The sequence below is a fragment of the Mycobacterium sp. EPa45 genome (assembly GCF_001021385.1).
Classification (GTDB): domain Bacteria; phylum Actinomycetota; class Actinomycetes; order Mycobacteriales; family Mycobacteriaceae; genus Mycobacterium.
Window position 1 is genome coordinate 172,188 of record NZ_CP011773.1, and the last position, 11,394, is coordinate 183,581.

Annotated in this window: 10 protein-coding genes and 2 pseudogenes; 9 read left to right on the forward strand and 3 right to left on the reverse strand. The window is 64.7% G+C overall.

The window, feature by feature from the left end; all coding sequences use genetic code 11:
• Positions 1-397: 397 nt before the first annotated feature.
• On the forward strand, positions 398-1,606 hold the full coding sequence (locus tag AB431_RS00855; RefSeq protein ID WP_047328348.1) for a cytochrome P450: 1,209 nt from the start codon (positions 398-400) through the stop codon (positions 1,604-1,606).
• Between the two features lie 281 nt (positions 1,607-1,887).
• On the opposite strand, the gene AB431_RS29730 is transcribed toward AB431_RS00855, so the two are convergent.
• Positions 1,888-2,490, reverse strand: coding sequence for a TetR/AcrR family transcriptional regulator (locus tag AB431_RS29730; RefSeq protein ID WP_082135499.1), 603 nt, complete (start codon positions 2,488-2,490; stop codon positions 1,888-1,890).
• A 639-nt stretch (positions 2,491-3,129) separates the two neighbouring features.
• Between AB431_RS29730 and AB431_RS00865 the strand changes: the two genes are divergently transcribed.
• From AB431_RS00865 to AB431_RS29735, 3 genes and pseudogenes are all read left to right on the forward strand, one after another.
• Complete coding sequence (locus AB431_RS00865; protein WP_047328350.1) at positions 3,130-3,981, forward strand: TIGR03619 family F420-dependent LLM class oxidoreductase; 852 nt, start codon at positions 3,130-3,132, stop codon at positions 3,979-3,981.
• A gap of 4 nt (positions 3,982-3,985) precedes the next feature.
• Positions 3,986-4,787, forward strand: a pseudogene (locus AB431_RS00870) (SDR family NAD(P)-dependent oxidoreductase).
• A gap of 791 nt (positions 4,788-5,578) precedes the next feature.
• A pseudogene (locus AB431_RS29735) lies at positions 5,579-5,890 on the forward strand (cytochrome P450); the annotation flags it as partial.
• Here the strand turns inward: AB431_RS29735 and AB431_RS00880 are convergent.
• The gene (locus tag AB431_RS00880) at positions 5,846-6,850 is read right to left on the reverse strand and encodes a VWA domain-containing protein (protein WP_200902681.1); all 1,005 of its coding nucleotides are present in this window, start codon (positions 6,848-6,850) and stop codon (positions 5,846-5,848) included. The pseudogene AB431_RS29735 and the gene AB431_RS00880 overlap by 45 nt on opposite strands.
• A gap of 94 nt (positions 6,851-6,944) precedes the next feature.
• Here AB431_RS00880 and AB431_RS00885 point away from each other — a divergent pair, with 94 nt between their 5' ends.
• The 3 genes from AB431_RS00885 to AB431_RS00895 are packed head-to-tail and all read left to right on the forward strand — an operon-like array spanning position 6,945 to position 8,454.
• Complete coding sequence (locus tag AB431_RS00885) at positions 6,945-7,949, forward strand: VWA domain-containing protein (RefSeq protein WP_235435796.1); 1,005 nt, start codon at positions 6,945-6,947, stop codon at positions 7,947-7,949.
• Between the two features lie 53 nt (positions 7,950-8,002).
• Positions 8,003-8,209, forward strand: coding sequence for a DUF3072 domain-containing protein (locus AB431_RS00890; protein WP_047328353.1), 207 nt, complete (start codon positions 8,003-8,005; stop codon positions 8,207-8,209).
• Positions 8,209-8,454, forward strand: coding sequence for a hypothetical protein (locus AB431_RS00895; RefSeq protein WP_369802959.1), 246 nt, complete (start codon positions 8,209-8,211; stop codon positions 8,452-8,454). The genes AB431_RS00890 and AB431_RS00895 overlap by 1 nt, the downstream gene beginning before the upstream one ends.
• Here AB431_RS00895 and AB431_RS00900 read toward each other — a convergent pair.
• Positions 8,451-9,251, reverse strand: a complete 801-nt coding sequence (locus AB431_RS00900) for a HugZ family protein (RefSeq protein ID WP_047328355.1) — start codon at positions 9,249-9,251, stop codon at positions 8,451-8,453. The genes AB431_RS00895 and AB431_RS00900 overlap by 4 nt on opposite strands.
• A 120-nt stretch (positions 9,252-9,371) precedes the next feature.
• Here AB431_RS00900 and AB431_RS00905 point away from each other — a divergent pair, with 120 nt between their 5' ends.
• Together AB431_RS00905 and AB431_RS00910 are read left to right on the forward strand one after the other, a co-directional pair.
• Entirely contained in the window at positions 9,372-10,490 is a 1,119-nt protein-coding gene (locus AB431_RS00905; protein WP_047328356.1) for an ABC transporter substrate-binding protein, read from the forward strand.
• A 4-nt stretch (positions 10,491-10,494) separates the two neighbouring features.
• Complete coding sequence (locus tag AB431_RS00910; protein ID WP_047328357.1) at positions 10,495-11,355, forward strand: ABC transporter permease subunit; 861 nt, start codon at positions 10,495-10,497, stop codon at positions 11,353-11,355.
• Positions 11,356-11,394: the final 39 nt, after the last annotated feature.

Consider the following 11,394-nt stretch of genomic DNA (forward strand, 5'->3'; position numbering starts at 1 on the left):
GATTTCCAACGGCCCGACAAGCTCAGCCAGTGGGCAGTCGAGGTCAACCGCATCTCCCTCTGAATTCGCGCCGCAGCGACTCGCCTCCGCTGACCGATACTTTAAGCAAGTGCTTAACGATACCGCGACGAATCGGCGATTCTCAAGGGCGCGAACGGTTAATGTTCCCCGAACCAGCCATGTACGCCGGCAAAAAGGGCCGATGTTGCGTTTCGTGCCATCGTTGTGAAGGCGCGAGAGCGAGCACGGATTGATCTCGGCACCTGCCGTTTTCCCGGAGAGGAACCCGGTTCGCCTTGACGCCCCTTCCGCTGGTGTGTTAAGCAGATGCTTAACATGTGCTGATCGGCGCGGCGACGACTCGCGTCCTCCAACCATCATTTCGAAAGGCGCGATCGTGACCATTGGCGCGGACAGAGACATCTACTTTGACCCGTACGACGTAGAGCTCAATGCTGATCCGTACCCGATGTACCGGCGGCTTCGCGAAGAAGCACCGCTGTACTACAACGAGCAGCACGACTTCTATGCCCTGAGTCGATTCGAGGATGTCAACCAAGGCCTCATCGATTACGAGACGTATACGTCGTCGCGGGGCGCCTTCCTCGAGATCATCAGGGCTGAGATGCCAATTCCGCCGTGCGCCATCGTCTTTGAGGATCCGCCGGTGCATGATATCCACCGCAGTCTGCTCTCCAGGATGTTCACTCCCCGCAAGATCAAAGCGTTGGAGCCGCAGATTCGTGACTATACGGTTCGCTGCCTCGATGCGGTCGCAGGTACCGGCCGCTTCGACTTCGTCAACGATCTGGGCGCGCAGATGCCGATGAGGGTGATCGGAATGCTGCTCGGTATTCCCGAAGGCGATCAGGACGCGCTTCGAGAGCAGTGGAACGATGCGATTCGCACCGAAGCGGGCCAGCCAATGGACGTGTCGACTCAGAAGTGGAACGTTGAAGACGTTTATGCCGAGTACATCGACTGGCGGGTGACACATCCGTCGGACGACATCATCACCGAGCTCCTCAATGTTGAGTTCACCGACGAACATGGCGTGCGCCGACGCCTTTCGAAGGAAGAGCTCCTGACGTTCGTACACATCGTGTCGGGCGCCGGCAGTGAAACCACCACTCGCTTAATCGGCTGGGCGGCAAAGGTTTTGGCCGAACATCCTGATCAGCGCCGAGACCTTGTGGAAAACCCGGCACTGATCCCTCAGGCACTGGAGGAGCTGGTGCGCTTCGAGCCACCCGCACCTCATATGGCGCGGTATGTCACCCGAGACGTCGAACTGTACGGCCAGACGGTGCGCGAAGGCAGCATCATGATGCTGTTGATTGGAGCCGCCTGCCGAGACGATCGCCAGTTCCCCCCCAACGGAGACGTGTTCAACATTCATCGTGAAGCACGCCAGCACCTGGGCTATGCCGTCGGAGTCCACTACTGCCTCGGCTCAGCCCTTGCCCGCTTGGAAGGGCGGGTGGCCATGGAGGAGATCCTCAAGCGTTACCCGGAGTGGGAGTTGGATATGGACAACGCAGTCCTGTCCGCGACATCCACCGTGCGAGGCTGGGACGCAATGCCGACGTTTGTACGCAAGGGCTAACAGCGCTGTCCCGCCCCGCCTCCAGCCGGTGGTCGCCCAGTGGTCGGTCTGTCAGCATCAGGTGGTTTCCCAGCGCGCTACTTTGTGGATTGCCAAGTCCAAAACTCCTTTGCTTCCAATGCCGCCGCGCCGCGGCATGGCCGTCGCTCCAGACACCGCGAAGACGCGCGAAGACGGTGGGCCTGATAGCGGGATAGCTAACAAACGAGTTGTTCCGCATCGTCGGTCGGTTCCCAAGCCCATCCAACGGTCTGGCGGACACTCACCGGAAAAAAATGGGACTAATGAGAGGATTCCGGTGATACAGGTGCCTGCCAGACGCCGATCATGGCGTCAACGAGGTTGTGGCCCAGCGTGATCCACTGGTACGTCACATCGCTGCCCGCGCCCGCCAGTATGAGTTCATGTTCGGCAAGCGTTTGCAGCAACAGCATTCGGTTCATGAGTGCGCGGTGCGCTCGTACCCCATCGGGCAGGTAAGCCAATGCGAGCTTGATGCGGGCGATCACTGTTCGCATCGACGTCGAACTCAATGCGTCTTCCATCAGAACGTCCTGATAAACCGGCTCCGACATCGCCTTGGCAACAAAGCGCGCATAACAACTATGCGCTCCCAGGTCGCTCAGATGTCCAACGACGGCCCCAACCAGGCAGGCCAGCCAATCATCAAGTCCCCCAACGTCCCCCACGTCCGCCAGATTTCCTCGCAGCTTACGTTCCACCTCTTCGACATGCCGGACGTCGATTTCGCGCACGAGATCGAGGCGCGATGGGAAGTAGTAAGCGGCGGCGGCGTTGTTGCGCAGCCCGGCAAAGCGAGCGATTTGGCGGTTCGATACCGGCCGGACGCCATGGCGGGCGAACAATTGCTCGGCGGCGTTCATTACCGCTTCGCGGGTTGCAGTACTGCGCCCGGACCCCACCACTGATGCTGATGAAGTCACAGCTTCTCACGTTCCCTTCATCCCTCAACGACACGGTGAACCGGCGGCTTCTCAATCCCTCGCCAGTCGACCGGCCTCCCCCTTCGCCTATCACCGATTCGAGTGCTGCAGAGAATTTCGTTTCACGCCGACAACACCTTTGTCTTGCCTCGAGCCGGGTCTCCGAGCTAGCCGTTTGAGCCGGCCGGTGAGCGTTACTGTATTGATCTTCATTCAATCACATTGGCGTGCAGGTGGTATCACTACCGCGTGCTTGTAGGGATATGCTCGTTAGCCGACGAATTTCAGGTGTCTGTTTCTTGGGACACGAGGCTTGCGACCAGGGCGGCAACCAATCTCGGTTGAGCGGCAACATTGTCAATACGACGAATAACTAGCGAGCCTGTCGTCCTTCCGGTCGCGGCGACCCGGCATTACCGGCCATCGACCTAGCTGGATCGCTGGGATCAGAACACCATCGCAGGAAATCACCGATTCTCAGCCGCGATGTCACACGGTGCGGAGGCGACCGCGCGAATCATGCTCTCGAAATTCTGAGTTACGCGTTCAAAGTCCCCGCCGTTGCATAACATTCGCATTGTGAAGTTTGGGATTCCGCTTGCTGGTGTGCACCCCGGGCTGTGGCGTGACCTGACGGTGCGGGCCGAGGAGCTGGGGTACGAATCGGTGTGGATACCCGAACACCTAGTGTTACCGGCCGAGATGTCGGGCAGTCCCCATCACGGTGACAGCCACCCACCGATCCCGCCGCAGACCCCGACGTTCGATGCGATCGCCTACCTGTGCTACCTGGCCGGGCAGACCAGCACCATCCGGCTGGGCACCTACGTCTACAACATCGGGCTGCGGCACCCATTCGTCACTGCCCGGGCCGCAGCAACCTTGGACATCGTCTCCAACGGCCGTTTCGACTTCGGTGTTGGCGCCAGCTGGTTGCGGGAGGAATGGGATGCCACCGGGCTGGACTTCACTACCCGCGGCGCCCGCGTCGATGAGGCGCTAGGCGTCTGCCGGGCGCTGTGGACCGAGTCGACCATCTCTCATCATGGCCGTTTCTTCGACTTCGACGCCGTCGCCTTTGAGCCCAAACCTATTCAGCCCGGCGGTCCGCCGATCCATGTCGGTGGCGACGGCATGCCGGCATTGCGCCGGGTGGCGCGGTTCGGATCCGGCTGGATTCCGATGAACCACACTCTGGATCAGATCCCCGGGTCGGTGGACAAGCTGTCGTCGCTGTGGGCCCAGCACGGCCGCGCCGGTAAGCCGGAGGTCACCACCTCGGCGCCCGCCGAGTCCCCCGCGGATGTGCGGCGGGCAGCCGACGCGGGGATAGACCGGTTGATCGTCATGCCATGGCGACGCACCCGCGAGGCGCTCGAGGGTATGGCCCGCTTCGCTGAGGACGTGCTGACGCCCTCGCGGACCGGTTAGCCCGATGACGTTAGCGCCGTCGGACATCCTGCTCACCGACCGGGTCGCCGTTGTGACCGGCGGCGGCACCGGCATCGGCCGCGGGATCGCCGACGGGCTAGCCCGGTTCGGCGCAACAGTGGCGATCTGGGAACGCAATGCCGATACCTGTGCCGCGACCGCGGACGAGCTGGGTGTGCTCGGCATCGTCGCCGACGTCCGCGACAGCGAACAGGTCGACGCCGCACTCGAACGCACGCGCGCCGAGCGCGGACCCGTCAGCATTCTGGTCAACAACGCCGGCGGTGTGTTCGCCTCGCCGCTGCTGGATACCACTGAGAACGGCTGGGATGCGTTGTATAGAACCAACCTTCGGCACGTCCTGCTGTGCACCCAGCGGGTGGCCCGCCAGCTCGTCAATGACGATCGCGGAGGCAGCGTGATCTCCCTGACTTCGATCGAGGGTGTTCGTGCCGCACCCGAGTATGCGGCGTACTCGGCGGCCAAGGCTGGCGTGATAAAACTACACTCGCACGGCGGCTTTCGAGCTGGCGCCGTACGGCATCAGGGTCAACGCGATCGCGCCCGACATCACGATCACCGAAGGCCTGAAGGCGCTTTCCCCGCAGGGTATCCGGCCTGAGCTCGGCCGGGCCGTGCCCCTGGGGCGTCCCGGTAACGTCGACGAAATCGCTTCAGCAGCAGTGTTTCTCGCCTCGGACATGGCCCGCTACATCACCGGCCAAACGTTGCGTGTCGATGGCGGAACCCAGGCGGCGGGCGGTTGGTATCACGCCGAAGGCGGTGCACGGCTCGGACCGACATGATCAGCGTGCGTGTCTTGGTGATTCGACTATGGCCGGCACCGGCGGCGAGGCCCAGCGCCGACCACCTGTCGATGGCGCAGGCGTGCGCTGAGTTTGTCGTGCCAGCAGCCGCATGAACGCGGTCATTTCACCGTGCATCAAGACGCAGAGCCAGATTTGAGCGTAATCGCGGCCCAGGTCCCGACTCCGAAGCGGGATTCGTACGCCCACCGAACAGAGGCTTAGCGGCGTGAAAAGTAGGACCGGCATTGACGGGTGTACTCGGCGAGAGTAACGCCAGATGCTCGCGTCTCAAACCGGACTGCGCGAGACCATAGCTGTGTCGTCCGTATCTCTCTCGTGGCCGGTTTGCCAAGTACTCGTTCATGGCTCGTCGGGCTGCCGGGGCGAGGTCCCGCCGATGTGGTCATAGATCCAGGCCAGCGTGGAACCCGGGTTTCGATGAAGTGCCGGGAAGCGATCTCGCAGAAGAAGGGGACGCGATCGGGGTGGGTGGCGCGAAAGTCGCACGCGCGCTGAATGATACGGCGGCGTGTGCCGCGTCTGTCCGGCCAGCTGTAAAGGTTCCTACTGACTCGGAAGAGCCGCCTCGTAGGGTTACAAACAGGCTGCACAGCGATCCGACGACCTCCGCCGGCTTCCGATGCGTGTTGTTGATGATCCTGGCGTTGGGGTACCCCTAGCTTTCGATCGTCATCGACGGCTGGGCATCATCTACGATCCGCTCGGCGTGAGGTGGGCGATTTGCGACCTGTTGCCGCCGGCGCGTTTGGCAACGTACATTCGGCAACCCGCCGGACAATTACTCGTGGATACCGTTCGGCGGCGGAATCCGCCGTTGCATCGGCGCGGCGTTCGCCAACATGGAGATGAACGTCACGCTGCGAACCCTGTTGCGCCAGTTCACCTTTGCGCCGACCAACGCACCCGGTGAGCCATACCACTCGCGGGGGATCGCCAACGCCCCCGGCGCCGGCGGAAGGGCGGCCGTATACCGGCGATCGAACAGCATCCCGCCCGGCGACTGGGCAGCTCCTGGGAATCTGCTTGGAATCGCGTCAGGCGGGCAGTCGGCGGTTCAGCAGAATGCCCGCGCCGATTGACAACGCCAGCGCGAGTGCGCCGAGTGCAACCCAGCCAGCGCTGGCGTCGCCGCGCACGACCTGATAACCGATCTGCTCGTCGAGGGTCGAGTACACCCGGTCGAGCTCGCCCAAGCTTTCGGCGCGAAAGGCCTGACCCCCACTGAGATCGGCGATCCGCGCCAGCGATGCGTCGTCGGTGGGAACCGGAATCGGTTGGCCGTCGACCTCGACGACGCCGTTCGGCGTTCCGAACGAGATCGTCGAGATCGGTACGCCCTGTTCCTTGGCTGCCTGGGCGGCGGTGAACGCACCCCGGGGCGCATCGAGATCCGGTGGCACCGTCTCCTTGCCGTCGGACTCCAGTACGATGCGGGCGGGCGGTGGTCCGTCGCCGCCGCCCATCACCGCGCCGGTGGTCGCAATCGCCTGCAGCGCAGTGAAAATGCCCTCGCCTGTCGCGGTCCGCGGTTCGGGGACCAGCTTTCCGATCGCTTGCTTGACCTGGTCGCGGTCGGTTGTCGGCGCGACCAGCAGAGTCGCCCCCGACGAGAACTTCACCAAGCCGAGATTGATGCCCGCAGTGAGCATGTCGGCGAAGTGTTTACCGGCCTCGCGGGCTGCCTCGATCCTGCTGGGCGCGACGTCGGTGGCCGACATCGATTCCGAGACATCGATGACGAGCATGACGACGGCACGATTGCGGGGGATTCGCACATCGTGGGTGGGGCCGGCCATCGCTGTGGTGAGCAACGCCAGCGCCGCCACGAGCAGGGCCGCGGGCAGATGGCGCCACCGGCGCGGCTTCTGCCCGGCCGCGACCTGCTCCAGCAGTGCCATGTTCGCGAAGCGCAGCACCCGCCTGCGCCGGCCACGGGTGACCAGGATGTAGGCCGCCACCGCGAGGACGACGACCACCAGATATAGGAACAACCACGGGGATGCGAAGCCCGAAAGTGACAGCGAATTCACAGCTTCCACGCCGGCGGGACCACCTCTCAACTAACCCGGGTACAAAGGACACGTTAACCACATTTCCCAGGTACTAGCTGACAGCGATGACAGGAGTGGGTTGTTGCCCGGTTTCGGCCCGTTGACGTTGACCGGACTGGCGCACCCCGGACTGCTGCTGCTGGCGGCGATCCCGGCGGTGCTCGTCGGACTGTACGTGGCCGGGCAGGTTCAACGGCGGCGGCGCCTGAGGGAATTCGGTGCTCCGTCGGCCCTGCAACGATTGTCGCCGACGCGGCCACACCGCTTGCGGCACTTGCCGATTGCGTTGGCAACGGGAGCACTGCTGCTGCTCATCGTCGCGCTGGCGGGCCCGACCCAGCAAGCACGCATTCCGCGGAATCGGGCGGTGGTGATGCTGGTCATCGATGTCTCGCAGTCCATGCAGGCCAAAGATGTTGCCCCTACTCGCCTGCGGGCCGCGCAGGACGCTGCCAAGACTTTCGCGCAGCAGCTGACGCCGGGTGTGAATTTGGGGCTGGTGTCTTTCGGCGGCAACGTCAACCTGCTGGTCTCGCCGACCCCGGATCACGCCGCCACTGTGACCGCATTGGACAAGCTGCAGCCGGACAACTCGACGGCCACCGGTGAGGCGCTCTTCACCGCCCTCGAGTCGATCCAGACCGTCAGCACCGTGCTCACTGCGGGCGATGCGACGCCACCCCCGGCGCGGATCGTGCTGCTGTCCGACGGCGGTGAGAACAAGCCGGCGAACCCCGACAATCCGCGCGGCGCGTTCACCGCAGCCCGGGCAGCCAAGGACCAGGGGGTGCCGGTCTCCACGATCACCTTCGGCACCCGGGACGGCGTGGTGACGCTCAAGGACGACACCATCCCGGTCCCGTCGGACGACACGCAGATGAAGCGGATCGCCCAACTGTCCGGCGGGCAGAGCTACCGGGCCACCAACGTCGGCGAGTTGAACAAGAGTTACGGTGCTGTGCTCCAGCAGGTCGGCTACCAGACGGTGAGCGCGCCGGCGACCACCGGCTGGTTGCGGCTGGCCGTCGTGGTCCTCACGGTCGCAGCGGTTCTCGCGTTGGCGGTCAATCGGAGTCTCCCCGCGTAGAGGTGCGCTCGGGTGGGCATAGCTAGGGCGACAGCAGAGGAGATCCAGCCGCCATGAGTGACGACACCGCGCCCCGGGAAAACCCAGAGAAGGACCGGTCAGAATGGGTGACCGGCGACGAGCCGATGACGGGCCCACAGCGTAGCTACCTGGGCACCCTGGCCCAGGAAGCCGGCGTTGAGGTGCCCGCGGATCTGACCAAGGCGCAGGCCTCGGAGATGATCGATGACCTGCAGAAGACGACCGGACGGGGCACCTGATGATCACTCGCGATGACGTTCGCCGGCTACTCGACGGCGACTCCGACGCGGTGCTGGTTCTGGTGGAAGGGCGCATCGAGGTCATCGACCCGGCCGCACTGGACACCGATGACTACCGCGGTGCGCTCCAGGTGATCACCCGCGCGGAGCTGGTCGAGCAGGCCGGCGGCGAGGACCTGTCGGATCGAGAGCTGGTCGAGCAGGCCGCGGCCCTGGACACCGCGATCACCGAACTCGGCGGCTAAGCGTCTCGGGCGCGTCTGACCAATTCCACCGACGCCGAACGCAATTCGTCGGCCGACGACAATGGCCCGCCGAACCCGACGCGGGTGTACCCGGCGCCACGCGGGGTGTCGACCCGAAGATCGAGCCCGTAGCGATCGATGCCGGTGCACACCGCGGCCGTCGTATCGGGGTAGCCGCCGAGCGCCCGCGCCATCTGCGCCAGCGAGTCGGCGTGATCGGCATTGAGGTGCGCGATCGCGCCGGCAGCCTGCGGGCGCACCGGGTCGGCGGTGGCCGCCGCATAGTCCGCCGCGGTCGCCGAATCCATCCGACCGTAGCCGCCCACCCAGCGCACCCGGTGCACGCGCAGCACCCAGAGTGTGAAGTCGGAGTAGTCGACGTAATACTTCGCGGCCGCGACGGCCGACAGATGCGCCTCGCGTGCCGCGCGGGCTTCCTCTCCCGTCGGGCGTTCGACGACGCCGGCCAGGGTGATCCGCCCGCTGGCCAGGGGATCGGACTCGGTGGTGGGCGCGACGATCGCGAGGCTGGCCCGAGGATCGCCGGCGAGGTTACGGCCGTGCTCCGCCATGTTCGACACGCACAGCACTGGCTGGCCGTCGAGCAGTCCGTAGGTGACGAAGGAGGCCCACGGATCACCGTCGGCGGTCAGCGACGCCAGCGTCGCGGTATTGGTGGACGCGGCGATGCTGCGCGCCTCCTCGGCTGCCGAGGGCCGGGTCGCGTCGACGACGGCGGTCAACGGGGGTGGAACCGAGGGAGCGTCACCTGGGTCGCCATGGTCGCGGGATGCCACGACCGCACCATACCGCGGAGGTAGGGTCGAAAAGTCGCGACGATTCCCGTTCACCGTCGCGAAACGCCGCGGACCCCGCGGTGCCACCGCAGCGCTTCGAAGTCACAAGAAGGTTCGGTCATGAGGAACGTAGGTCTGATCTCCGTTGTCGCGGCCGCGGCTCTCGTCACTGCCGTCGCGTGTGCACCACCGGAAAAGAAGGGCGGCACAACCGGCAATGGCGCGGCAGCCGGCCAGGCCACGTCGATGGCCGACTTCGGCGGCATCGACGGCCTGATCGCGGCGGCGAAGAAAGAGGGTGAACTCAACGTCATCGCACTGCCGCCGGACTGGGCCAACTACGGGGTCATCATCAAGACCTTCGGCGACAAGTACGGCATCAAGGTGAACTCCGCTCAGCCCGATGCCGCCAGCCAGGATGAGATCAATGCCGCCACTCAGCAGAAGGGCCGCAGCACCGCACCGGACGTGTTCGACCTCGGCCAGTCGGTCGCTCTGGCCAACAAGGCGATGTTCGCGCCGTACCAGGTCGCGACTTTCGACAGCATCCCGGCCTCGATGAAGGCGGTGGACGGATCCCTGGTCAACGACTACGGCGGCTTCATGTCGATCGGTTATGACTCCGCCAAGGTCCCCGATCTGAGCACCGTCAATGACCTGCTCAAGCCCGACTACAAGGGCAAGGTGGCGCTCAACGGAGACCCGACCCAGGCCGGCGCCGCGTTCTCCGGTGTGGCGATGGTGGCTCTGTCACAAGGTGGCTCGGCCGATCAGATCGCCCCGGGGGTCGACTTCTTCACCAGGCTCAAGCAGGCGGGCAACTTCCTGCCGGTCGATCCCACACCGGCGACCATCGAGTCCGGCCAGACCCCCGTGGTCATCGATTGGGACTACCTGAACGCCGCCGAAACCAAGAAGCTGCCGAGCTGGAAGGTGTTCGTGCCGCAGGACGCGGTGTTGGGCGGCTATTACTTCCAGGCGATCAACAAGGACGCTCCGCATCCGGCGGCGGCCCGGTTGTGGCAGGAGTTCCTCTACAGCGACGAGGGGCAGAACCTGTATCTGGCCGGCGGTGCACGCCCGGTGCGGGCGGACGCAATGGTGAAGGCGGGCACGATCGACACCGCTGCCTACGAGAAGTTGCCACCGATCAGTGGAAAGCCGGTCATCCTGACCCAGGCGCAGACCGACGCCGCCACCCGCTACCTGGCCGACTACTGGGCCAAAGCGATGGGGTGACGCGGTGGGATTTCCCGCCGCGGGAAGGCGTGTGCGCGAGGGGCTTCCGCTGCTTCCGTTCGGCATCTTCGTCACGGTCTTCTTGCTGATTCCCACGGCGACGGTGATCGTGTCGGCGTTCGTTCGCGACGGGGTGTTCTCGCTGCAGCGCATCGGTCTGCTGTTCTCCGGTACCGCGCTGGCCGCACTCGGTAAGAGCGTGGTGCTCTCGGCGAGCACTGCGGCGATCGGTGCGGTCCTGGGTTCGGTGTTGGCGTGGCTGATCGTCACCAGTGCGCCCACCTCACCGATGCGCCGGGTGGTGTTGGCGCTGTGCAGTGTGCTGGCCCAATTCGGCGGTGTGGCTTTGGCATTCGCGTTCCTGGCGACGATCGGTCTCAACGGCGTGCTGACCGTTTGGGTATCCGACCGCTTCGGGTTCAACCTGGCCGGTGATGGCTGGCTGTATTCGATGCCCGGACTGATCTTGGTGTACACCTACTTTCAGATCCCGCTGATGGTCATCGTCTTCACCCCGGCATTGGAGGGGTTGCGATCGGAATGGCGCGCAGCCGCGGTCAGCCTGGGTGCTTCGCGGTGGGCCTACTGGCGCGAGATCGGCTTCCCGCTTCTCACCCCGGCTTTCCTCGGGTCGGCGCTGTTGTTGTTCGCCAACGCCTTTGCCGCCTACGCCACCGCCGCCGCACTGGTCAGCCAGGGCAGCCCGATCCTGCCGCTGCTCATCCGTGCGGCATTGACCTCCGAGGTGGTGCTGGGGCAGTCCGGCGTCGCCTACGCGCTGGCGCTGGAGATGGTGGTCGTGGTGGCCGTCGTAATGCTCGCCTACAACCTACTGATGCGGCGGACGTCGAGGTGGCTGCAGTGAATCGGGTCGGGCGCGCGGTGGTCCTGACGCTGTTCGGTG